This window comes from Sphingomonas sp. OK281 (genome assembly GCF_900115295.1).
Classification (GTDB): Bacteria; Pseudomonadota; Alphaproteobacteria; order Sphingomonadales; family Sphingomonadaceae; genus Sphingomonas.
This window is the reverse complement of the sequence record NZ_FOVZ01000004.1, coordinates 188,905-210,737: the sequence shown is the minus strand read 5'-3', so window position 1 is coordinate 210,737 and position 21,833 is coordinate 188,905. Positions and strand designations below refer to the sequence as shown.

Genomic DNA, 21,833 nt, shown 5'->3' with positions numbered 1-21,833 from the left:
GTGAACCGTTTTAGGCAGCGCTTCGTCGGTCGGTCCGTCGGCGTTCGCCAACCCGGGCACGCTTGGCCTGGTACAACACCGTGTCCGCGCGGTGGACGAAATCGCGGATCGAGTGGCAGTCGGGTGCCAGAGCGGCGATGCCGACCGTCCCGGCGCTGACCATTGCCAGCCCGTTCATGGCGATGGGAAACCGCAGCGATTCCTCCAGCCGTGCGCAAATCTGCGCTGGCATCGTAACGAGCGCGGGGTTCTCGATCAGCACCGCAAACTCATCGCCGCCAAGGCGCGCGACGAAACTGCCCATCAGCCACCGCGCCTGCAATTCCCGGCCAACGCCGCGCAGCACGTCGTCGCCAGCGGTATGCCCGAGCGTGTCGTTGATCGCCTTGAACCCGTCGAGATCGACCAATGCCAGCAACAGCGGCGTGCCATCGGCGTGAGCGCGGGTCATCGCCGCATCGAGCGCGCGATCGAACGCGGCACGGTTGGCGATTCCCGTCAGGGAATCAGTGTCGGCGGTTCGCCGTAACGTGGTTTCGAGGGCATGCCGCTCGGTCACGTCCTGGAATACGCCGACGAAGCCGACCGTCGTCCCGGCGTCGTTCTCGAGCTCGCCCAGAACGCGCACGCGGCGCGGCTCGCCCTGCGCGGTCGTAAAGTCGACCTCGATGTCGAACGGCATACCGGTTTCCAGGGTCAGCGTCATCGCGGTGGTCAGCTTGTCCCGGGCGTGCGGCGGGTAGAAGCCCATCGCAATGTCCATTTCCGGCACCGGCCCGACCGGCAGGCCGTAGATATGAAAGACGCCGTCCGACCACGCCATATGTTCGTGGTCGAGCGACGTACGCCACGATCCCATCGCCGCCATCCGCTCCGCCTGGCGGAAGATCCGGTCCTGGCGCTCGAGCGCGGCGGCTTGTCGATCGGCCGTGGTGGCGATCGCGATCGCCTGGTTCGCGGCGGAGCGTGCCGCGATCGCAGCTTCCGCGAGCGTCGCCAGGTGCATCAGCGCGCGGCGGCCGGCCTTGTTCAAACTGCGGGGCGACGTATCGATGACGCATATCGTGCCGACCGCGTGACGTTCGCCATCGCCGTCGATCGCGTGGATCGCCGCGCCGGCATAAAAGCGCGCGCCCCGCTCCGCCATGACCAGAGGGTTCTTCGAAAACCGCGGGTCGGCGTCGAGGTCTTCGATGACGAGCGGGTCATCGTTCTGGATCGTGTAGGCGCACATGCCGATGTCGCGGCTGATCTCGCCGCGTTCGCCGCCTGCCGCCGCCTTGATCCACAGTCGATCGCTGTCGACTAGAGTCATCAGTGCCGTCGGGCAACCGAGCATTTCCGCCGCCAACGAGACCAGCGCATCGAATTCGCGTTCCGGCTCGGTGTCGAGCAACGCCAGCGCGTGAAGCGCGGCGACTCGCCGGGTTTCATCGGTAAAGATGTTGGACAGGAGATCTGCGGGGGGCATGGCACTCAATATCGTGACGGGGGTTAATTTTCTTTGCCGAAGGAACGCGTTACTGTCCAACGATGGTATCTAGCGAAGTCCTGCCCCCGTCGATGCTTTGGGCCGATCATCTTGCGCGCGATCGTCGGCGGTCGGTCCATACCGTGCGGGCATACCGGGCGTCCGCGGAGCGGTTGACGGCGTTCCTCGTCGGGCATTGGGGGGAGCGGATCGACCGCCGGGCGCTGGTGCGGGTGACGACAACCGACCTGCGGGCCTATCTGGCGCAACGGCGGGAGGCCGGACTGGGCAATGCGTCGGCGGCGCGTGAGTTGTCGGCGGTGCGCGGGTTCCTCGCCTGGGCGAACGAAGGCGCCGAGCAACCGCTGATGCGCGGGCCGCGCGTGAAGGCGGGCGTGCCGCGGCCGATCTCGCCCGCGGAGGTGGTCGCGCTGGCGGAGGAAGTGGCCGACGATGCCGCCGAGCCGTGGATCGGCGCGCGCGACTGGGCGGTTTTGATGTTGTTGTACGGCGCCGGGCTGCGGATCGGCGAGGCGCTGACGTTGCGGGGCGATATCCTGCCTCTCGGCGAGACGATCCGGGTGACGGGCAAGCGTGCCAAGACGCGTGTAGTGCCTTTGCTGCCGCAGGTTCGTACGGCGATCGAGGCCTATGCCGCGCAGACGCCGTGGCCGGTTGCGCGCGACGAACCGCTGTTTCGGGGCGCGAAAGGGGGGGCATTGTCCCCGGTAATGATCCGCCGCGCGGTGCAGTCGGCGCGGGCTCGACTGGGGCTTGGCGACCGGACGACGCCGCATGCGCTGCGCCATAGTTTCGCGACGCATTTGCTGGGGCGGGGGGCGGATCTGCGCGCGCTGCAGGAGTTGCTCGGCCATGCGAGCCTGAGTTCGACGCAGGTCTATACGCAGGTCGATGCGGCGCATTTGATGGACGTATATCGCAACGCCCATCCGCATGGCGGGGTCTAGCCCTTCGGCTTCCAGGTCAGCACGCGCCAGCCATAGCCGATGATGATCACCACGAACGTCGCCACCGCGACGGGCCCGACATAGCGATCGAGTTCCTCGAAGTGCGAGCCGAGCAGGATGCCGGCATAGGTGAGCACGGTGTTCCAGATCGCGCTGCCCGCCGCGGTCCAGATCACGAACTGCCAGATCGGCATGCGGGTCATCCCCGCTGGGAGCGAGATGACGGTGCGGAAGGTCGGCATGAACCGGAACACGAATATTACCCACCCGCCGCGCTTCATGAAGAAGCGGTGGATCTTCTCGACGTCCGACCATTCCATCGTCAGCCAGCGGCCGTTGCGCTCGATGAACGGGCGGAAGCGCTCGTAGCCGATGTTGCGGCCGATATAATACCAGAAGTAATTGCCGACGACCGAGCCCGCGGTGCCCCAGGCGATCAGCGGCACGACGCTCATGTCGCCGCGCGCGACGGCCATGCCACCGAGCCCCATGATGACTTCGGACGGCACCGGGGGGACGATATTCTCGAGCGCCATCAACAGGAAGATACCGAAATATCCGCCCCAGGCGATGAGATCGAGGATGAATTCGGTCATGGGTATCACATACTGCCGGGATGCCGGATGGGTTCCGTCGACATCACACCACCCCGGCGAAGGCCGGGGCCCAATTGGGGGACGGTCATGACGGAGGACGGCGCTCCGTTACTACGACCTTTCCAATTGGGCCCCGGCCTTCGCCGGGGTGGTATCCTGTCCGCCTACCGCGCCGCGACCTTCGCCTCGATCGCATCCCAGATCATGCCCGCAACATCGGTCCCATCGAAGTTCGAGATCGCGACGATCCCGGTCGGCGACGTGACGTTGATCTCGGTCAGCCAGGTGCCGCCGATCACGTCGATCCCAACAAACAACAGCCCGCGCTTCTTCAGTTCCGGCCCGAGTACCGCGCAGATCTCGCGCTCCTTGTCGGTCAGCACCGACTTCTCCGCCGAGCCGCCGACCGCGAGGTTGGAACGGATCTCGCCCTCGCCCGGAAGCCGATTGATCGCGCCCGCGACTTCGCCGTCGATCAGCACGATGCGCTTGTCGCCCTTCGCCACGTCGGGGAGGAACGCCTGCACCATGTGCGGCTCGCGCCACGTCATGTTGAAGACCTCCATCAGCGCCGACAGGTTCGCGCCGTCCGACTCGACCTTGAAGATCGCCTTGCCGCCATTGCCGTGCAGCGGCTTGATGACGATCGCGCCGTGTTCCGCGAGAAACTTCCGTGCCTCGTCGAGCGAGCGCGTGACGAGCGTCGGCGGCATGAACTGCGGATAGTCGAGCACGAACACCTTCTCTGGCGCGTTCCGCACCTGAGCAGGGTCGTTCACGACCAGCGTCTTGTCGGCGATCCGCTCGAGCAGGTGCGTCGCGGTGATGTAGCCGAGGTCGAACGGCGGATCCTGGCGCATGAGGACGACGTCGGCTTCGTCGCCGAGGTCGAGGTTCGCGGGCTCGCCGACGCTGAAGTGATCGCCGACGACGCGCTGCACGGTGACGGGGTGCGCCTTCGCCCAGACCTTGCCGTCGCGGTAGTTCAGGTCCTCGGCGGAATAGTGGAAGAGCTTATGACCACGGTCCTGCGCGGACAGCATCAGCGCGAAGGTCGAATCGCCGGCGATGTTGATGCTGTCGAGCGGGTCCATCTGGACGGCGACGGTGAGGCTCATGCGTCTTCCTTCTGTTCGGTCGAGCGCATGTAGGCGCGGGCGGGCGCGAAGTCACCGGGCGGCGTCACCCGATCCAGGCATTCTCGATATGGCGCGGGCGCGTGCCGGGGGCGAGCAGGATGACGTCGACGCGGATATCGTCGCCGGGTCCGGCGTAGCGCGGCATCAGGTATTCGGCCGCTGCGGCAACGCGCGCGAGGCGGCGTTCGTCGATCGCGAAGTCGAGTTCGGCGGCGGTCGCGCGGGTTTTTACCTCGACGAATGCAATCAGGTTTCCCTTTCGTGCGACGAGGTCGACCTCTCCGGCGGGCGTGCGGACTCTGCGATCGAGTATGCTCCAGCCCTTGAGGCGCAGCCACCACCCCGCCAGCCGCTCGCCGCGACGGCCGGTAGCTTCCGCAACCTGTCGGTCCTGCGTGTTCCCCTTCCGCTTGCGGGAGGGGTGAGGGGAGGGCGGGGGCGGCACGTCCGTGGCATGCCCTCCCCCGACCCCTCCCGCAAGCGGGAGGGGAGATCAGGCCTTCGGCTTCAATTCCAGCGCTCTCGCGTAAAGCGCCTTCCGATCGAGCCCTAGAGCCTTCGCCACCTCACTAGCGGCCTGGCCCGTCGACAGTCGCGTCAACGCCTCGACCAGCGCGGCATCCCCGTCCTCCGCACTCGCCGGCGGAGCCTCGCCCGGTGGTGCGACGACGATCACGATCTCCCCCCTTGGCGGCGCATCCGCATAGCGCGCGGCGAGCGTCGAGAGCGTTCCCGTCACCGCCTCCTCGAACTTCTTGCTGATCTCGCGCGTCACCGCCGCCTCGCGGTCGCCGAGTCCTTCCGCCAGCGCCGCGAGGCACGCCCCAAGCCGCGGCCCCGACTCGTACATCACCAGAGTCGCGCGGATCGTCGCTACCTCCGCGATCGCCTCGGCCCGCGCGTGCATCTTCGACGGCAGGAAGCCCACGAACAGGAACCGGTCGGTCGGCAGCCCCGCCAGCGTCAGCGCCGCCACCGCCGCGCACGGCCCCGGGATCGTCACCACCAGATGCCCCGCAGCCCGTGCATCGCGCACCAGCTTGAACCCCGGATCGGAGATCAGCGGCGTCCCCGCATCCGACACCAGTGCCACCGCCTGCGTCGCCATCCGCGCGATCAGCGCCGGGCGCACGCCTTCCGCGCTGTGGTCGTGATACGGCACCATCGGCGTCTTCGTGCCGATGTGGCGGAGCAGCCCGGCGGTGACGCGGCTGTCCTCGACCGCGATCACGTCGGCGCGGCGGAGGATGTCGGCGGCGCGCGGCGACAGATCGCCAAGATTGCCGATCGGGGTCGCGACGATGTAGAGGCCGGGATCAAGAAGAGTTTCAGGGTTCATGGGGACGGTCATGGCAGACGCGACGACGATAGGGCAATCCGCACGTACCATCGGGCGATGGGCGATACTTGCCGCGGCGGGCCTGCTCGGCGCGTGCCAGACGATCGTCCCACGTGGTCCGGTCGAGCCGTCGCAGCAGCGCCCGACCACCCGTCCGGTCGATCGCCCTAACATCGGCGTCGAGACCGGCATCCCGCGCGACGCGGAGCGTAACCGCGTCGCGCTGCTCGTGCCGCTGTCGGGCAGCAACGCGGGTGTCGGCACCTCGATCGCCAACGCGACGATGCTCGCACTGCTAGACACGCAGAACCAGCGCGTCCGGATCACCAACTACGACACCGCGACCGGTGCCGCCGCCGCCGCGCAGCGCGCGATCGCCGAGGGCGCGCAGCTGATCCTCGGACCGCTGCTCGCCGACGACGTCCGCGCGGTCGCACCGATCGCGCGCGCCGCGAACATTCCGGTGCTGAGCTTCTCCAACGATCTCGGCGTGGCGGGCAACGGCGCGTATCTGATGGGCTATGTCCCGACCCAGTCGATCGCGCGCGTCGTCGACTTCGCTAAAGAGCGCGGCGTCAGCAACTTCGCCGGCCTCGTCCCCAACGGCCTGTACGGCGAGCGCGCCTCCACCGCGTTCCTCCGCGCGGTCGAAGGCGCAGGCGGGCAAGTTGTCTCGCTCCAGACCTACGCGCGCGGTCCCGGAGGTATTTCCGGCGCCGTCACGCGGCTTGCGGCGAAAGCCCCCTATGATGCGGTCCTGATCGCCGACGGTGGCGCCACCGCGGCTTCGGCCGCGGCGATGGTCAAGCGTGGCAGCGGCGCTTCGACGCGCATCCTCGGCACCGAACTCTGGAACTCCGACACCGCGATCGCCGCCAAGCCAGCGCTCTCCGGTGCGTGGTACGCCAGCGTTTCGGACACGCTGTACCGCCAATATGCCGCCAAATATCGCGCGCGGTTCGGCGCAGGGCCATACCGCCTGTCGAGCCTTGGTTACGACTCGGTCCTGCTGACGGTTCGCATCGCGCGCGACTGGAAGCCGGGCACGCCGTTCCCAGTGAACCGCCTGCGCGACGGCGACGGCTTCGCCGGCATCGATGGCGCCTTCCGCTTCGGCAAGGACAACGTCGCCGAGCGCGCGCTCGAGGTGAAGGAAATCCGCGCCGGCACGACCACGGTGGTCTCGCCCGCACCGGCCGGGTTCGGGAAGTAAGGCCTTCTGCATTAGTCATCCCCGCGGAGGCGGGGACCCAGATACTCAGCCGGTTGCGATCCTATCGCACGGCTAGCCAGTATGGGTTCCCGCCTTCGCGGGAATGACCTGGTTGGGCATGCCTTACGCCGTTACGATTTCCGGCAGGATCGCGTCGAGGAGTAGCGCACCCGCCTCGGTAACCCGCAACCGCCCCGGCGAATGCACGATCAGGCCGAGCGCCTCCAGCCGAGCCACCGCCGCCAGGTCGACCGGTACCACGCCCGCGTTCAGCCCCGTTATCCGGTCAAGATCCACGCCTTCCGCCAACCGCAACCCCATCAGCAAAGCCTCGGTAGCCCGCGTCGACGGCGTCAGCGGATCCTCCACCTCCATCCCGTGGCCATTGCGCTCGATCGCGGCCAGCCAGTTCTCCGGCTTCTTCCGCCGCACCGTCGCCAGCCCGCCGCGTCGTCCGTGCGCGCCCGGCCCGATCCCGGCATAATCCTGGTACCGCCAGTAAGCGAGATTATGCCGGCTTTCCGACCCCGGCCGCGCATGGTTCGACGTCTCGTACGCCGGAAGCCCAGCCGCGGCGGTATCGGCGCGCGTCGCCTCGAACAGATCGGCGGCCGAATCACCGTCGGGGATCACGATCCGCCCCGCCAGCGCCTCGGTCGCGAACCGCGTGCCGGCCTCGATCGTCAGCTGATACAGCGAGAGATGTTCCGTCCCGAGGCTCAGCGCACGCGCCAGTTCGGCGCGCCAGTCATCGAGCCGCTGGCCGGGCAGCGCATAGATCAGGTCGAAACTCACGCGGGGAAACACGCTCTGCGCGGTCGCCAGTGCGGCTTGCCCCTCGTCGACGTCATGCGCACGCCCCAAAAACTTCAGTGCCGTATCGTCGAGCGATTGCAGCCCCAGCGACACGCGGTTCACTCCAGCGCGCGCCAGATCGCCAAACCGCGCCGCCTCCACCGAAGACGGATTAGCCTCCAGCGTGATCTCGATCCCCTCGGCGAACCCCCAGGCCTTCTCCGCCGCATCCAGCACAGCGGCGACAGTCGACGGCGGCATCAGCGACGGCGTGCCACCCCCGAAGAAGATCGACTGCAATTTCCGCCCCGGCAACACCCGCGCCTCATGCGCGAGGTCGATCAGCAGTGCGTCCCGCCACGCCGCTTGGTCCACCTCTTCGCGGACATGGCTGTTGAAATCGCAATACGGGCATTTCGACACGCAGAACGGCCAATGGACGTACAGCGCGAGATCACCCGCTTGATGGGGGCTAGGGCTTGGTGTTTCGAAGACGGGCATTATCTCGCGCATATGGTCGCACGGGGCGGCCGAAGGAAGCGCAATGACGGCACGGATGGGTTTGGCGATCGCCGGGGCGCTGTTGCTGGCAGGTTGCGCGCCGGGCCCCGAGCGAGTCGTCGAGCCGCGCGAATCGACGGCACCGGCACCGCGCGGTGCGAGCCTGCTCAAGACCGCGATGATGGACGGCCACAACGCCGCTCGCGCCGCGGTCGGCGTGGCGCCGCTGACCTGGAGCGACGCGCTGGCGACCACCGCGCGCACCTATGCCGAGGAGATGGCACGCACGCGGAAATTCGCGCACGCGCCGCAACCGCAAGGCATGTCGCGCGAAGGCGAGAACCTGTGGACCGGCACGCGCTATGCCTATGCGTACACCGAGATGATGGGCCACTGGGTCGCGGAGAAGCGCGATTTCATCAACCAGCCGACCCCCGGGTTCAGCCGTACGGGCAAGTTCGAGGACGTCGCGCACTACACGCAGATCGTCTGGCGCGGCTCGACGCAGGTCGGTTGCGCGATGGCGAGCAACAAGACCGACGACTATCTGGTGTGCCGCTATTCGCCCCCCGGAAACGTCTTTGGCGAGCGCGCCTATTGATTCAGGATAGGCAGCCAGTGTCTGTCACGGTCGTACTTTTTAAACCATAGGCGGCTAACCTGCTGTGATGATACCAGTACCCCAACCCGATATTCGTCGTCCTGGCGGTTGTGCCGGTTGCCGTGACGGCGCCGGCCTGTCGTTCGCCTTCTCGATGGCGTTCCAGCCGATCGTCGATATCGAGACCGAGACCGTCTTCGCCTACGAGGCCTTGGTGCGTGGCCCCGAAGGGCAGTCGGCGGCGAGCGTGCTGGCCCAGGTCGATGCGGCGAACCTCTACGCGTTCGATCAGCAATGCCGGGTGCGCGCGATCGAGGCCTCGGTGAAGGCCGGCTTGCTCGATACGGCCGCGCGGCTGTCGATCAACTTCCTGCCGAACGCGGTCTATTCGCCGGCGGCGTGCATCCAGTTGACGCTGAAGACCGCGGGCGCGGTCGGCCTGCCGACCGATCGCCTCATCTTCGAGTTCACCGAGAACGAGGAAATGCTCGATCCCGCGCACGTCGCGAACATCATCGCGACCTACCAGAAGATGGGTTTCGGCACCGCGCTCGACGATTTCGGCGCGGGACATGCCGGGCTCAATTTGCTCGCGCGGTTCCAGCCGGACATCATCAAGCTCGACATGGAACTGATCCGCGACATCGACACCAGCTTGCCGCGACGGATGATCGTCGAGGGGATGCTGCGGATGTGCACCGCGCTGGGGATTTCGGTGATAGCCGAGGGGGTCGAGACTCTTGGTGAGTTCGAGGCGCTACGGGGTCTCGGCGTGCGGTATATCCAGGGGTATCTGCTGGCGAAACCGGCGTTCGAGGCTTTGCCTGCGGTGATGTGGCCTGAGAAGCAGCTGATCGCCGTCTGACGTGGCCGGTTTGAGTTCGACCGTTCGCTAGTCTGCAATCCTCCCCCGCAAGGGGGAGGTGGCACCGCAGGTGACGGAGGGGGAGGACACGGAACAGAGGTTTCGTCTTCCTCCCCCTCCGTCTGGCAAGCGCCAGCCACCTCCCCCTTCCGGGGGAGGATCAATAAATCAGAAGACCGCCGCTTCGAGCAGCTTGAACGCTTCGTTCCGGTGGCTGATCGCGTTCTTCGTCTCATGCGGCAATTCGGCATAGGTCTGGTCGTAGCCCAGCGGCACGAACACCGGGTCATACCCGAAGCCGACATTCCCACGCGGCGGCCAGACGAGCGTACCCTCGGCACGCCCCTCGAACCATTCTACGTGACCATCCGGCCATGCGAGCGCGAGCACGCTGACGAAATGCGCGCCACGCGTCGCATCCGGACCCTTCGCGACGACCGCGTCCTCAACCTTCTGCATCGCCATCATCCAGTCGCGACCGTTCGGCGTCTCCGCCCAGTCGGCCGTGTAGACGCCCGGATCGCCGTTCAGCGCATCGACGCACAGCCCGCTATCGTCCGCGAGCGCGGGATAGCCCGACAGGTCGGCGGCCGAGCGTGCCTTCAGTTCGGCATTCGCAAAAAAGGTCGTGCCGGTCTCGATCGGCTCGGGCAGGTCGAGCTCGGCGGCCGAGACGACTTCGAGACCGCGGCCTTCGAGCAACGCGGCGATCTCGCGAACCTTGCCCTTGTTGTGGCTGGCGATGACCAGCTTGCCCGGCTGGAGCTTGCGGATCGCCTGCGGTTCCTTGCCTTCGCCGCTCACTTGGTGACGGCTTTCGCCTGTGCCGCGAAGATGTCCGTGCAGCCGATCCGCGCGAGACGCAGCAGGCGAAGCAGCGCCTCCTCGTCATAGGTCGCGCCTTCGGCGGTCGCCTGCGCCTCGGCGATGTTGCCGTTTTCGAGCAGGACGAAGTTCGCATCCGCGTCCGCGCCCGAATCCTCGATATAGTCGAGGTCGAGCACCGGATTGCCCTGGTAGATGCCGCAGCTGATCGCCGCGACCTTCTGCGTCAGCGGGTCGGCGGTCAGCTTGCCGCTTGCCAGCAAGCCGTCGATCGCGAGCCGTAGTGCGACCCAGCCGCCCGAGATCGACGCGGTGCGCGTGCCGCCATCCGCCTGGATCACGTCGCAATCGATCACGATCTGGAGCTCGCCGAGCAGCTTCAGGTCGACGACGGCGCGGAGCGAACGCCCGATCAGCCGCTGGATTTCCTGCGTGCGGCCCGACTGCTTGCCCTTGGCGGCCTCGCGGTTGTTGCGCGTGTTGGTGGCGCGCGGGAGCATGCCGTATTCCGCGGTCACCCAGCCTTCGCCCTTGCCGCGCATGAACGGCGGCACCTTCTCTTCGACGCTGGCGGTGACGAGCACCTTGGTGTCGCCGAAGCCGATCAGGACGGAGCCCTCGGCATGCTTGGTGAAGCGCGGCTCGATCGTGATCGCACGCATCTGGTCTGGGGCGCGGCCGGATGGGCGCATAGTATATTCCTAATCAAATTGCCGTTCGTCCCGAGTAGCAATCGAGCGTGTCGAGATGGCGTATCGAAGGACATGTACCTCGATACGGGTTCTCGACTTCGCTCGACCCCTACTCGACACGAACGGGGTGTGAGTAATTGCCGCTGCCTAGCCTTTCGCATTCCCGCTCGCCAGCCTAGATCAAAGCGATGGCCACGCCCCCCGTCACCGAACTGACCGATCGCGCGCGCGACATTTTTCGTGCGGTGGTCGACAGCTATCTCGCCAGCGGCACGCCGGTCGGGTCGAAGACGATCGCGCAGCTGACTGGGCTGAGCCTCTCCCCCGCGTCGATTCGCGGCGTGATGGGGGAGCTTGAAGGTTTGGGGTTGCTCGCCAGCCCGCATACCAGCGCTGGGCGCATGCCGACCGACCGGGGCCTGCGGCTGTTCGTCGACGGCATGATGCAGGCGATGGAACCGTCGTTCGAGGAGCGCCAGACGATCGAGGCGCGTGCCGGCGTCGGTGGTCCGGTCGAGGAGGCACTCGCCGCGACCACGCTTGCGCTCTCCGGGCTGTCGGCCTGCGCGGGGCTGGTCATGGTGCCCAAGCGCGAACTGAAGTTGCGCCAGATCGCGTTCGTCGCGCTGTCGCCCGAACAGGCGCTGGCGGTACTGGTCAGCGAGGATGGCTCGGTCGAAAATCGCGTGATCGCGCTGCCGAAGGGCATGTCGCCGTCCGCGCTGATCGAGGCGGGCAACTACATGTCGGCGACGCTCGGCGGGCTGACGCTGGCGGATGCACGGACCCGGATCGAGCGCGAGCTGGCGGACGGGCAGGCGGCGCTCGACGGCGCGGCGCGGACGCTGGTCGAGCGCGGGATCGCGGTGTGGAGCGAGGATGCCGATCGCCGCCCGGTGCTGATCGTGCGCGGGCAGGGGCGGCTGATCGATGCCGCCGCCGCCGCCGATCTCGACCGGGTCCGCGACCTGCTCGACGATCTCGAGGGAAAGCAGGAAGTCGCATCGCTTTTGGACAGCGCGCGGGCCGGAGATTCGACGCGGATTTTCATCGGCGCGGAGACAAAATTGTTCGCGTTGTCAGGGTCTTCGGTGATCGCCAGGCCCTTCCGCGGATTGGACGGTCGGGTGGTTGGCGTGGTCGGTGTCATAGGCCCGACGCGGTTGAACTATGCGCGCGTCGTGCCCATGGTGGATTTCACGGCTGCAACGCTCGCCCGGTTGATGGGTTGAGCCGGCCCAATTTATAGGGAAAACCATGTCCGACATCGACCAGAACACGCCTGCAGACCTGCGCGAAGAGACCGCTGAAGCCGCACCTGAGGTGGCCTCGAACGACCGCGTCGCCGAGCTCGAGAACCAGCTCGCCGAAGCCAAGCAGAACGTCCTCTACGCGCAGGCCGAGATCCAGAACGTCCGCCGCCGCGCCGAGAAGGAAGCGCAGGACGCCCGCGCCTATGCCGCGACGGCGTTCGCGCGCGACGTGCTGTCGGTTGCAGACAATCTCTCGCGCGGCCTGTCGGCGATCCCGGCTGACCTGCGTGCGGACGACAAGATGAAGGGGCTCGTCACGGGGCTCGAAGCGACCGGTCGCGAGCTGGAAAGTGTGTTCCAGCGCCACGGCATCACCAAGATCGCCGCGGAGGGCCAGATGCTCGACCCGAACAAGCACCAGGCGATGCTCGAAGTGCCCAGCGACCAGCCGGCCGGGACGATCGTCCAGGAGATGCAGGCAGGCTACATGATCAAGGACCGCCTGCTGCGTCCCGCCATGGTCGGCGTCGCCAAGGCCGGCTGAATCCTCCCCGGAACGGGGAGGGGGACCGCCGACCGCTTGGTCGGTGGTGGAGGGGGATATCCTCCCGAGTAACATCTGCGGCCGGGGGCCTGCGTCGAGCGTTACGAACGCGGCACGCCCCCTCCACCAGCTGCGCTGGTCCCCCTCCCCTTGCAGGGGAGGATTTGAAAGTCAGTTCATGAACCAGAACCTCACGACCGATCGCCAGACCTTCGTCACGCATCTCGAATGCTCGATCACCGGCGAGCGGTACGAAGCGGATCAGCTTCACGGGCTGTCCCGCGCCGGGCGGCCGTTGCTCGTCCGCTACGACCTCGACGCGGTGCGGTCCGCGGTTTCGCGTGACACGATCGAGGCGCGGCCGACCGATCTGTGGCGCTGGCGCGAACTGCTGCCGGTTCGCCACACGTCCAACATCGTCAGCCTCGGCGAGATCGAGACGCCGCTGGTGCCGCTGACCAAGTCCGGCGGCCCCAACGTGCTCGTGAAGGACGAAGGCCGCCTCCCGACCGGTTCTTTTAAAGCGCGCGGGCTCGTCATGGCCGTCGCGATGGCCAAGGAACTCGGCGTCACGAAGATCGCGATGCCGACCAATGGCAATGCTGGCGCGGCGCTGGCGGCCTATGCCACGCGCTGCGGGATCGAGACGATCGTGTTCTGCCCGGACGACACCCCCGAGATCAACGTCCGCGAGATCGCGATGCAGGGCGCGCGAGTATGGCGGGTTAACGGCCTGATCGACGATTGCGGCGCGATCGTCGGCAAGGGCGCCGCGGAGGGCCGCTGGTTCGATTTCTCGACGTTGAAGGAGCCCTATCGGATCGAGGGCAAGAAGACGATGGGCCTCGAACTCGCCGCACAGTTCGGGTGGAAGCTGCCGGATGCAATCTTCTACCCGACCGGTGGCGGTACCGGGTTGATCGGGATGTGGAAGGCGTTCGACGAACTCGAAAAGCTCGGCTGGATCGGCTCGGAGCGCCCGAAGATGTTCGCGGTGCAGGCGAGTGGCTGTGCGCCGATCGTCCGCGCGTTCGAGGCGGGCGAGGAGCATGCCGAGCGTTGGGAGGACGCGAGCACCGTCGCGGCAGGCATCCGCGTGCCGAAAGCGGTTGGCGATTTCCTGATCCTGCGGGCGGTCCGCGAAAGTGGCGGGCAGGCGCTCGCGGTCGGCGATCCGGCGATCTTGAAGGCGGTCGACGCGGCGGCGAAGCAGGATGGGCTGCTGCTATGCCCCGAGGGCGGTGCGACGCTGGCGGCGTATCATCAGGCGCTGAATATCGGGTTGGTCGACGAGGACGACAAGGTCGTACTTTTCAACTGCGCGACCGGGTTGAAATATCCGATGCCCGAAGCGCCGCAAGCGCTTGATAGAACACGACCTATCGATTTCGACGCGCTCTAAACCGCCGATTTCTGCCGATCTGTTGGATCTCGATCTACCAGATCGGTGGTTGAAATTGATCCATGTTGGCTGCAACGGGGCGCCCTTATTTACAAAAGGGATCCCCAATGCAGAAAATCGTCCAGGTCGTTTGCGTCGTGCTCATCGCCGCGGCGGTTATGTTCGGCGGTCGCTGGTACATGTACGTCGCGCGCGGCTCGAGCCCGTATGACGAGGTCGGTATCGCGTTGAACGGCTATGCGCCGGGGCCGATGCGTGCCTGGGGCTGCCACAAGATGCAGGCGCGGTTTCCGGGCCAGTTGCCGCCATATGGGTGTGGCGGGCCGGATGGTCGTAGCTGGCTCTGACCATTCGTCATCCTCGCTTTCGCTAGAATGACGACGGGGCGGCGGCGGTAGCTGGAACGCAACCTTCCGTTCCTCCCCTGCAAGGGTAGGTGGCAGCGCGTAGCGCTAACGGAGGGGTGATACGCTCTCGATAGGGCGATACCCTTCCGTCGCTGCGCGCCACCTCCCCTTGCAGGGGAGGATCAACGGCTCAGACCAAAACCCGCGGCGTGAACGGCAGCACCGTCTCGTACTGATCGAGCGGCGGTGCACCCGCGACCTTCGCGCCCGCGCGCAGCAGGAAGGCATGCCGCACGATCTCGCCCTGTTGCTCGATGCCGTAGCGGTGCAGGGCCACGCCCGGCCGGAACGCATAATCGTACCGACACCACGGATGCCGCGCCAAGGGCAGGAACACGCCGCGCTGGTGCTGCCAGATGTGCGTCATTTCGTGGACGAATAGCCCCTGCAACGTCAGATTGGCGTGCGCGAAGTCGTCGCACCACAGATCGCCCTTGGGGTGGAAGTGGATACACCCCCGCGGTGCCATCACCGTATCGCGCGGCTGGAAGAACGCCCATTTGCTGCGGGCTAGGCTCACTCGAGAGTATTCGATCGCGCCCCCGAACACCGATTCCGCCAGCGCCGTCTCCCCCTCGGTAAGCCCGCGCCTTGCGCCTGCTTCGGTCACTTCCCTACCGGGGTTCCCGCCGCGACCACAGTCGCGTTGTTGATGATGCGCGTCCCATCTGCGAACGCGAACGTGAGCGTTACGCGATCGGCGGGCTTGATCCCCGAATTCATGTCGAACAGCATCACGTGCCGCCCACCCGGCGCGAACGCCACGTCCGTATTCGCCGGAATCTCGACCTTCGCGAGCGGTGCCATCGTCGACATGCCGCCCTTGTCCATCGTCTCGTGCATCTCAGACCTGATCGCGACGTCGGTGGTGGCCGAGATCAACGTCGCCGGCGTAGGCCCACCATGCACAATGAAGTACGCCGCCGCGGGCCGGCCGGTAACCGCGCCAAGCCGCACCCAGGCCCCGTCGACGGACAGTTCCTTGGGCGGCGAGCACGACGCCAGTGCCATCGCGGCAACACCCAGTCCGAAAACGATACGCATAGGTTACTTTTCTCCGGGCCCGACCACTTGCGCATCCTATGACCGGTACAATCTTGCGGCAAGCGCGAGGCCACCTATATCGCGCCCATCATCAGAAAGGTTCCACTGCCGTAACGGGGTGGAACCGGTTTCGTATTTTCGTTTCAAGTGAGGGGCTAATCAGAACTCATGGCTAAAGTAATCGGTATCGATCTCGGCACGACCAACAGCTGCGTTTCCGTCATGGAAGGCGGCAAGCCTAAGGTCATCGAGAATTCCGAGGGCGCGCGCACCACGCCGTCGATCGTCGCGTTCGCCAAGGATGGCGAGCGACTGGTCGGCCAGCCGGCCAAGCGCCAGGCAGTGACGAACGGCGACAACACCATCTTCGCGGTGAAGCGCCTGATCGGCCGTCGCTTCGACGATCCGATCACCAAGAAGGACACCGAGCTGGTCCCGTACAAGATCTCGCGCGGCCCGAACGGCGACGCCTGGGTCTCGGCGGGTGGCAAGGATTACTCGCCATCGCAGATCTCGGCGTTCACTCTGCAGAAGATGAAGGAAACCGCTGAGTCGTATCTCGGCGAGACGGTCACGCAGGCGGTCATCACCGTGCCGGCCTACTTCAACGACGCGCAGCGCCAGGCGACCAAGGACGCCGGTCAGATCGCCGGTCTCGAAGTGCTGCGCATCATCAACGAGCCGACCGCGGCGGCGCTGGCTTACGGCCTCGACAAGCAGGACGGCAAGACGATCGCGGTCTACGATCTCGGCGGCGGCACGTTCGACATCTCGGTGCTGGAAATCGGCGACGGCGTGTTCGAGGTGAAGGCCACCAACGGCGACACGTTCCTGGGCGGTGAGGATTTCGACAACAAGATCGTCCAGTATCTCGCCGACGAGTTCAAGAAGGCCGAGGGCATCGATCTCGCCAAGGACAAGCTGGCGCTGCAGCGTCTGAAGGAAGCGGCCGAGAAGGCGAAGATCGAGCTGAGCTCGGCGCAGTCGACCGAGGTCAACCTGCCCTTCATCACCGCGGACCAGAACGGTCCGAAGCATCTGGTGAAGTCGATCACCCGCGCCGACCTGGAGCGGATGGTCGAGGATCTGGTCAAGCGTACGCTCGAGCCTTGCCGCAAGGCGCTCGCAGACGGCGGCCTGAAGCCCGAGGACATCTCGGAAGTCGTGCTGGTCGGCGGCATGACGCGCATGCCGCGCGTGCGTGAAGTCGTGAAGCAGTTCTTCGGCAAGGAGCCGCACACCGGCGTCAACCCGGACGAGGTCGTCGCGATGGGCGCCGCGATCCAGGCCGGCGTGCTGCAGGGCGACGTCAAGGACGTGCTGTTGCTCGACGTGACGCCGCTGTCGCTCGGCATCGAGACGCTGGGTGGCGTGTTCACCCGGATGATCGATCGCAACACGACGATCCCGACCAAGAAGTCGCAGACCTATTCGACCGCCGACGACAACCAGGGCGCGGTGACGATCCGCGTGTTCCAGGGCGAGCGCGAGATGGCGGCCGACAACAAGATGCTCGGCAATTTCGATCTCGTCGGCATCCCGCCCGCACCGCGCGGCGTGCCGCAGATCGAAGTCACGTTCGACATCGATGCGAATGGTCTGGTCAGCGTCTCGGCCAAGGACAAGGGCACCGGCAAGGAGCAGCAGATCCGCATCCAGGCTAGCGGAGGTCTTTCGGACAACGACATCGACCAGATGGTCCGCGATGCCGAGACCTTCGCCGAGGAGGACAAGAAGCGTCGTGCGGGCGCCGAGGCGAAGAACAATGCCGAGTCGCTGGTCCACACCACCGAGCGTCAGCTGGCGGATAATGGCGACAAGGTCGACGAGTCGCTGAAGACCGAGATCCAGGCGGCGATCGACGCGACCAAGGCCGCGGTTGAGAGCGGCGATGCGGACGCGATGACTGAGAAGAGCACCGCGCTCGCCCAGGTCGCGATGAAGCTCGGCCAGGCGATCTACGAGAAGCAGGCCCAGGCGGACGCTTCGCCGTCGGCTGATGGCGACGCGGCGAAGAAGGACGACGACGTCGTCGACGCCGAGTTCTCGGAAGTCGACGACAACCCGAAGGCGTAACCGAAACTCCCTCTCCCCTCTGGGGAGAGGGCCGGGGTGAGGGGCAGCCACGAGCGTTGCCGCCCGGAACTGCCCCTCACCCAACCCTCTCCCCGGAGGGGAGAGGGCTAAGAGGGCCGCTATGAGTACCCAGACAGATTATTACGAACTGCTCGAATGCGAGCGGACCGCGGATGCGGGGACGATCAAGTCGTCTTACCGCAAGCTCGCGATGAAGTATCACCCGGACAAGAACGCCGGCTGCAAGGATTCCGAAGCGCAGTTCAAGGCGGTCAGCGAGGCGTACGAGTGCCTCAAGGACCCGCAGAAGCGAGCGGCATACGATCGCTTCGGTCACGCCGCGTTCCAGAACGGTGGCGGCGGCGGTCACGGTGGCGGCGCGCAGGACTTCGGCGGCTTCAGCGACATCTTTGAAAGCGTCTTCGGCGAGTTCATGGGCGGCGCACAGCGCGGCGGCGGCCGGTCTGCGGCACGACGCGGCGCGGACCTGCGCTACGACATGGAAGTCAGCTTGGAAGAAGCGTTCCACGGCAAGACGACAGAGATCACGATCGACGTCTCGGCGCTTTGCGACACCTGCGACGGCTCGGGCGCCAAGGCCGGGACGCGCGCGAAGACCTGCCAGCATTGCGGTGGCCACGGGAAAGTCCGCGCGCAGCAGGGCTTCTTCGTGGTCGAGCGCGCCTGCCCGGTCTGCAATGGCGCGGGCGAAGTCATCGCCGACCCATGTCCTGATTGCCGCGGCGAAGGCCGTGTCGAGAAGACCAAGACGCTGTCGATCAACGTCCCCCCCGGCGTCGACGAAGGCACGCGCATCCGCATGTCGGGCGAAGGCGAGGCGGGTGCCCGCGGTGCGCCGTCCGGCGATCTCTACATCTTCCTCCATGTGACCAAGCACAATCTGTTCGAGCGCGAAGGCACGACATTGTTCGCGCGCGCGCCGATCAGCTTTACGGTCGCGTCGCTGGGTGGATCGCTGTCGATCCCCGGCCTCGACGGCCGCACGCACGAAGTGAAGATCCCCGCCGGCATCCAGTCGGGCAAGCAACTCCGCCAACGCGGCGCCGGCATGCCCGTCCTGCAAGGCCGCGGCCACGGCGACCTAGTCGTCCAGATCGACGTCGAAACCCCCACACGTCTCAGCAACCGCCAGAAGGAACTGCTCGAGATGTTCCGCGAGACGGAAACGGGCGACGAATGCCCGGCCAGCCAGGGCTTCTTCGCCAAGCTGAAGGGCGTGTTCGCGGGGGAGTGATAGGAAGGCGAGATCATGGCTGGCCCAACATTTACCGTGGGAAACGCGACCGTTACCCGCATCGACGACTTCGACCAGGCTAAGCTCCCAGCGCAGGGTTTGTTGCCTGACTGGGACGCGAACTGGATTGGCGATCATCCCGATGCGGTACCGTCTGGTACGTTCGATGCGGACGAAGGGACGGTGCCGTTGCCCGTTCATAGCTGGCTCATCCGAGATGGCGTGCGGACGATCTTGGTCGATACCGGCGCGGGCAATGCCAAGGTCCGGCCATATTCGCCGTGGTTCGACAGGCTCGATACGTCGTTCCTGTCGAGGCTGGCCGAGCAAGGCGTCGCTCCGGAGGACGTCACCCATGTCCTGCTGACACACCTCCATGTCGATCATGTCGGCTGGAATACGCGGCTTCAGGACGGCGTATGGGTACCGACGTTCCCGCGTGCCCGCCATGTTCTGGTTGCCGACGAACTTGCGTACTTTACCGACTTCGCCAATCTCGACGAGCGGTCCCGGACCAGTTTTGCTGCGCAGCAGGACAGCGTGCTGCCGATCGTCGCCGCGGGATTGGCCGATCCAATCGCGATCGGCGGGCTGGAAGCGATCCCGGGCTTCACCTTCCACGCGTTACCGGGCCACAGTCCGCATCATGCCGGTATTTTGTGGAAGAGCGGCGGTGCGATCGCGCTGTTTTCGGGTGATGTCATGCATCATCCGGTCCAAGTGTCGCGACCTGAGTGGAACTCGCGGTTCGACGCCGATCCTGCGACGGCGCGCACATCGCGACGACAGGCGCTGGAACTGGCGGCAGATACCAATGCGATCGTGTTCACAGCGCATTTCGGCGGAACCTCGGCCGGTCGCGTTTCGCGCGACGGTCCAAGCTTTTGCTGGACTACGGAAGGCTGACGATAACTGCCGGCCTAGCCGCGCCCCCTCGGAAGGGGGCGGGCGGGCCGATGGATCAGAAGGCGGTGATGACCACCCCGACCACCAGCGCTTGAGCCGCGATCGCCAGCATGGTGCTGGTCACGGTTTCGAACATGCGCATGGGTAGGTCTCCGATGCCGGAACAATATCCGGCAAGCGGGATATGGGCTTAGTTGCGCGTTGTCGCAATTTTGTAACACGTAATCGCAATTGCGTTGCGTGCATCCTGGCGTGGTTTGGATGTCACATCGCCCGATCCGCAACGCTCTCCCCTCCCTGAAAGGGAGGGGCAGGGGGTGGGTCGGCTTCCGCAAGCGCCAGACGGAGGTGGCTCGAGCCGGCCGACCCACCCCCAACCCCTCCCTTTCAGGGAGGGGAGCAACCTTCGCTCAGTCCTCAGGCCGCGCCGAACACCCGGGCGAAGATCGTGTCGACGTGCTTCAAATGATAACCGAGGTCGAACTTGTCCTCCAGCTCGGCATCGCTCAGCGTCACCTCCGGATCCGCCTTCAGCAGCTCCAGCAACGACAGCGCGCCGTCCGAATCCCACACCTTCATCGCGTTGCGCTGCACCAGCCGATACGCGTCCTCGCGGCTCACCCCCGCCTGCGTCAGCGCCAGCAGCACGCGCTGCGAATGGACGAGGCCGCCCATCTTGTTGAGGTTCTTCAACATCCGCTCGGGGTAGACGACCAGCTTGTCCATCACGCCGGTCAGCCGCGCGAGCGCGAAGTCGAGCGTGATCGTTGCATCCGGGCCGATATAGCGCTCGACCGACGAGTGCGAGATGTCGCGCTCGTGCCACAGCGCGACGTTCTCCATCGCCGGCGTGACGTAGCCGCGCACCATCCGTGCAAGGCCGGTGAGGTTCTCGGTCAGCACCGGATTGCGCTTGTGCGGCATCGCCGACGAGCCCTTCTGGCCCGGCGAGAAGAACTCCTCGACTTCGAGCACTTCGGTCCGCTGCAAATGCCGAACCTCGGTCGCGAGCCGCTCGATCGAGCTGGCGATCACGCCCAGCGTCGCAAAGAACATCGCATGACGATCGCGTGGGATGACCTGCGTCGAGACCGGCTCGACCGACAGCCCGAGCTTGCCTGCAACATACTCCTCGACGAACGGATCGATGTTCGCGAACGTCCCCACCGCGCCCGAGATCGCGCAGGTCGCGACGTCCTCGCGCGCCGCCACCAGCCGCGCGCGGTTGCGGGCGAACTCGGCATGCGCCTGCGCCAGCTTCAGCCCGAACGTCACGGGTTCTGCGTGGATGCCGTGGCTGCGGCCGATCGTCGGCGTCATCTTGTGCTCGCGCGCGCGGCGTTCGAGCACCACCAGCAGCGCGTCGAGATCGGCGATCAGGATGTCGCTAGCCTTCGCCAGTTGCACGGCCAGGCACGTGTCGAGCACGTCCGACGAGGTCATTCCCTGGTGCATGAAGCGCGCTTCCGGCCCGACATGCTCGGCGACGTTGGTCAGGAAGGCGATGACGTCGTGCTTGGTCTCGCGCTCGATCTCGTCGATCCGGTCGACCTCGAACGCGCCCTTTGCCCAGATCGCGGCGGCCGCGTCCTTGGGGACCACGCCCAGCTCGGCAAGCGCGTCGGTGGCGTGCGCCTCGATCTCGAACCAGATTTTGAAGCGCGCTTCGGGCGTCCAGATCGCGACCATGTCGGGGCGGGAATAGCGGGGGACCATCGGGTTTCCTCGGGAGCGTGAAGGGTAGGGTGCGTCGCGTGCCGTTCGGCCCGCGGTCACTCGCGAAACGCGGTAGCAGGACGCAGGAAAAGGTTCAAACACCCGTCGCGAGGTATAAATCCGGCGATGTGGCGCGTATAGACTTGGTAAGCGGTTCGCTATGTCGAGTATATATCGGACATGGTCGTAACGTCGCTTAGTAGACGCGTAGAACACTACCGGAGA

General features: G+C 66.0%; 22 protein-coding genes. 11 read left to right on the top strand and 11 right to left on the bottom strand.

Features of this window, described 5'->3' with window-relative positions; genetic code table 11:
* Positions 1-10 precede the first annotated feature (10 nt).
* Positions 11-1,471 carry a sensor domain-containing diguanylate cyclase gene (locus BM244_RS15315; RefSeq protein ID WP_093399764.1) on the bottom strand — a complete coding sequence of 487 codons (1,461 nt, stop codon included), beginning with the start codon at positions 1,469-1,471 and terminating at the stop codon, positions 11-13.
* 62 nt (positions 1,472-1,533) lie between these two features.
* Between BM244_RS15315 and BM244_RS15310 the strand changes: the two genes are divergently transcribed.
* Positions 1,534-2,439, top strand: a complete 906-nt coding sequence (locus BM244_RS15310; protein WP_254784470.1) for a tyrosine recombinase XerC — start codon at positions 1,534-1,536, stop codon at positions 2,437-2,439.
* Here BM244_RS15310 and BM244_RS15305 read toward each other — a convergent pair.
* The 4 genes from BM244_RS15305 to rsmI all read right to left on the bottom strand — a co-directional run bounded on the left by BM244_RS15305 (position 2,436) and on the right by rsmI (position 5,513).
* Positions 2,436-3,035 (bottom strand): DedA family protein, encoded by a 600-nt coding sequence (locus tag BM244_RS15305; protein WP_093399762.1) that lies wholly within the window; start codon positions 3,033-3,035, stop codon positions 2,436-2,438. The genes BM244_RS15310 and BM244_RS15305 overlap by 4 nt on opposite strands.
* 164 nt (positions 3,036-3,199) lie before the next feature.
* Positions 3,200-4,153 carry a glutathione synthase gene (gene gshB, locus BM244_RS15300; RefSeq protein ID WP_093399761.1) on the bottom strand — a complete coding sequence of 318 codons (954 nt, stop codon included), beginning with the start codon at positions 4,151-4,153 and terminating at the stop codon, positions 3,200-3,202.
* Positions 4,154-4,217: 64 nt separating this feature from the next.
* Positions 4,218-4,619 carry a YraN family protein gene (locus BM244_RS15295; RefSeq protein ID WP_093399760.1) on the bottom strand — a complete coding sequence of 134 codons (402 nt, stop codon included), beginning with the start codon at positions 4,617-4,619 and terminating at the stop codon, positions 4,218-4,220.
* Between the two features lie 48 nt (positions 4,620-4,667).
* Positions 4,668-5,513, bottom strand: a complete 846-nt coding sequence (rsmI, locus tag BM244_RS15290) for a 16S rRNA (cytidine(1402)-2'-O)-methyltransferase (protein WP_093400050.1) — start codon at positions 5,511-5,513, stop codon at positions 4,668-4,670.
* Between the two features lie 10 nt (positions 5,514-5,523).
* Between rsmI and BM244_RS15285 the strand changes: the two genes are divergently transcribed.
* The gene (locus tag BM244_RS15285) at positions 5,524-6,726 is read left to right on the top strand and encodes a penicillin-binding protein activator (protein ID WP_093400049.1); all 1,203 of its coding nucleotides are present in this window, start codon (positions 5,524-5,526) and stop codon (positions 6,724-6,726) included.
* A 123-nt stretch (positions 6,727-6,849) separates the two neighbouring features.
* Here BM244_RS15285 and hemW read toward each other — a convergent pair whose 3' ends face one another.
* Positions 6,850-8,022, bottom strand: coding sequence for a radical SAM family heme chaperone HemW (hemW, locus tag BM244_RS15280; protein ID WP_093400048.1), 1,173 nt, complete (start codon positions 8,020-8,022; stop codon positions 6,850-6,852).
* A gap of 43 nt (positions 8,023-8,065) precedes the next feature.
* Between hemW and BM244_RS15275 the strand changes: the two genes are divergently transcribed.
* Positions 8,066-8,623: a CAP domain-containing protein gene (locus BM244_RS15275; RefSeq protein WP_093399759.1), complete on the top strand. Its 558-nt coding sequence runs from the start codon at positions 8,066-8,068 to the stop codon at positions 8,621-8,623.
* 154 nt (positions 8,624-8,777) lie between these two features.
* Positions 8,778-9,488 (top strand): EAL domain-containing protein, encoded by a 711-nt coding sequence (locus BM244_RS15270; RefSeq protein WP_093399758.1) that lies wholly within the window; start codon positions 8,778-8,780, stop codon positions 9,486-9,488.
* Between the two features lie 168 nt (positions 9,489-9,656).
* Here the strand turns inward: BM244_RS15270 and rdgB are convergent, their stop codons facing one another.
* Together rdgB and rph are read right to left on the bottom strand one after the other, a co-directional pair.
* Positions 9,657-10,292 (bottom strand): RdgB/HAM1 family non-canonical purine NTP pyrophosphatase, encoded by a 636-nt coding sequence (rdgB, locus tag BM244_RS15265; RefSeq protein ID WP_093399757.1) that lies wholly within the window; start codon positions 10,290-10,292, stop codon positions 9,657-9,659.
* Positions 10,289-11,005, bottom strand: a complete 717-nt coding sequence (gene rph, locus BM244_RS15260) for a ribonuclease PH (protein WP_093399756.1) — start codon at positions 11,003-11,005, stop codon at positions 10,289-10,291. The genes rdgB and rph overlap by 4 nt, the downstream gene beginning before the upstream one ends.
* A gap of 188 nt (positions 11,006-11,193) precedes the next feature.
* Here rph and hrcA point away from each other — a divergent pair, with 188 nt between their 5' ends.
* The 4 genes from hrcA (at position 11,194) to BM244_RS15240 (ending at position 14,551) form a co-directional block, all read left to right on the top strand.
* Entirely contained in the window at positions 11,194-12,237 is a 1,044-nt protein-coding gene (gene hrcA, locus BM244_RS15255) for a heat-inducible transcriptional repressor HrcA (RefSeq protein WP_093399755.1), read from the top strand.
* Positions 12,238-12,262: 25 nt separating this feature from the next.
* Entirely contained in the window at positions 12,263-12,802 is a 540-nt protein-coding gene (gene grpE, locus BM244_RS15250; RefSeq protein WP_056488509.1) for a nucleotide exchange factor GrpE, read from the top strand.
* Positions 12,803-12,980: 178 nt separating this feature from the next.
* The gene (locus tag BM244_RS15245) at positions 12,981-14,204 is read left to right on the top strand and encodes a threonine synthase (RefSeq protein WP_093399754.1); all 1,224 of its coding nucleotides are present in this window, start codon (positions 12,981-12,983) and stop codon (positions 14,202-14,204) included.
* Positions 14,205-14,311: 107 nt separating this feature from the next.
* Positions 14,312-14,551, top strand: coding sequence for a hypothetical protein (locus BM244_RS15240; RefSeq protein WP_093399753.1), 240 nt, complete (start codon positions 14,312-14,314; stop codon positions 14,549-14,551).
* 190 nt (positions 14,552-14,741) lie between these two features.
* Here the strand turns inward: BM244_RS15240 and BM244_RS15235 are convergent, their stop codons facing one another.
* Positions 14,742-15,221 (bottom strand): vgr related protein, encoded by a 480-nt coding sequence (locus tag BM244_RS15235; RefSeq protein WP_093399752.1) that lies wholly within the window; start codon positions 15,219-15,221, stop codon positions 14,742-14,744.
* A complete protein-coding gene (locus BM244_RS15230) occupies positions 15,218-15,655 on the bottom strand; it encodes a copper chaperone PCu(A)C (protein WP_175518221.1) in 438 nt (145 codons plus the stop codon). Before BM244_RS15230 ends, BM244_RS15235 begins: the two co-directional genes overlap by 4 nt.
* 168 nt (positions 15,656-15,823) lie before the next feature.
* On the opposite strand from BM244_RS15230, the gene dnaK reads away from it, so the two are divergent.
* The 3 genes from dnaK to BM244_RS15215 all read left to right on the top strand — a co-directional run bounded on the left by dnaK (position 15,824) and on the right by BM244_RS15215 (position 19,892).
* The gene (gene dnaK / locus BM244_RS15225; protein ID WP_056055380.1) at positions 15,824-17,731 is read left to right on the top strand and encodes a molecular chaperone DnaK; all 1,908 of its coding nucleotides are present in this window, start codon (positions 15,824-15,826) and stop codon (positions 17,729-17,731) included.
* A 121-nt stretch (positions 17,732-17,852) separates the two neighbouring features.
* Complete coding sequence (gene dnaJ, locus BM244_RS15220; RefSeq protein ID WP_056055383.1) at positions 17,853-18,986, top strand: molecular chaperone DnaJ; 1,134 nt, start codon at positions 17,853-17,855, stop codon at positions 18,984-18,986.
* 15 nt (positions 18,987-19,001) lie between these two features.
* Positions 19,002-19,892, top strand: coding sequence for an MBL fold metallo-hydrolase (locus BM244_RS15215; protein ID WP_093399751.1), 891 nt, complete (start codon positions 19,002-19,004; stop codon positions 19,890-19,892).
* Between the two features lie 417 nt (positions 19,893-20,309).
* Here BM244_RS15215 and purB read toward each other — a convergent pair whose 3' ends face one another.
* On the bottom strand, positions 20,310-21,608 hold the full coding sequence (gene purB / locus BM244_RS15210; protein ID WP_093399750.1) for an adenylosuccinate lyase: 1,299 nt from the start codon (positions 21,606-21,608) through the stop codon (positions 20,310-20,312).
* Positions 21,609-21,833 lie beyond the last annotated feature (225 nt).

Coding starts and splice junctions, on each gene's coding strand:
- hemW (WP_093400048.1), bottom strand. CDS start 8,022: ATGCCCGTCTTCGAAACACCAAGCCCTAGCCCCCATCAAGCGGGTGAT.
- BM244_RS15230 (WP_175518221.1), bottom strand. CDS start 15,655: ATGCGTATCGTTTTCGGACTGGGTGTTGCCGCGATGGCACTGGCGTCG.
- BM244_RS15275 (WP_093399759.1), top strand. CDS start 8,066: ATGACGGCACGGATGGGTTTGGCGATCGCCGGGGCGCTGTTGCTGGCA.
- BM244_RS15245 (WP_093399754.1), top strand. CDS start 12,981: ATGAACCAGAACCTCACGACCGATCGCCAGACCTTCGTCACGCATCTC.
- BM244_RS15310 (WP_254784470.1), top strand. CDS start 1,534: ATGGTATCTAGCGAAGTCCTGCCCCCGTCGATGCTTTGGGCCGATCAT.
- hrcA (WP_093399755.1), top strand. CDS start 11,194: ATGGCCACGCCCCCCGTCACCGAACTGACCGATCGCGCGCGCGACATT.
- BM244_RS15315 (WP_093399764.1), bottom strand. CDS start 1,471: ATGCCCCCCGCAGATCTCCTGTCCAACATCTTTACCGATGAAACCCGG.
- BM244_RS15305 (WP_093399762.1), bottom strand. CDS start 3,035: ATGACCGAATTCATCCTCGATCTCATCGCCTGGGGCGGATATTTCGGT.
- rph (WP_093399756.1), bottom strand. CDS start 11,005: ATGCGCCCATCCGGCCGCGCCCCAGACCAGATGCGTGCGATCACGATC.
- BM244_RS15215 (WP_093399751.1), top strand. CDS start 19,002: ATGGCTGGCCCAACATTTACCGTGGGAAACGCGACCGTTACCCGCATC.
- rsmI (WP_093400050.1), bottom strand. CDS start 5,513: ATGAACCCTGAAACTCTTCTTGATCCCGGCCTCTACATCGTCGCGACC.
- BM244_RS15240 (WP_093399753.1), top strand. CDS start 14,312: ATGCAGAAAATCGTCCAGGTCGTTTGCGTCGTGCTCATCGCCGCGGCG.
- dnaJ (WP_056055383.1), top strand. CDS start 17,853: ATGAGTACCCAGACAGATTATTACGAACTGCTCGAATGCGAGCGGACC.
- purB (WP_093399750.1), bottom strand. CDS start 21,608: ATGGTCCCCCGCTATTCCCGCCCCGACATGGTCGCGATCTGGACGCCC.
- BM244_RS15285 (WP_093400049.1), top strand. CDS start 5,524: ATGGCAGACGCGACGACGATAGGGCAATCCGCACGTACCATCGGGCGA.
- gshB (WP_093399761.1), bottom strand. CDS start 4,153: ATGAGCCTCACCGTCGCCGTCCAGATGGACCCGCTCGACAGCATCAAC.
- grpE (WP_056488509.1), top strand. CDS start 12,263: ATGTCCGACATCGACCAGAACACGCCTGCAGACCTGCGCGAAGAGACC.
- dnaK (WP_056055380.1), top strand. CDS start 15,824: ATGGCTAAAGTAATCGGTATCGATCTCGGCACGACCAACAGCTGCGTT.
- BM244_RS15270 (WP_093399758.1), top strand. CDS start 8,778: ATGGCGTTCCAGCCGATCGTCGATATCGAGACCGAGACCGTCTTCGCC.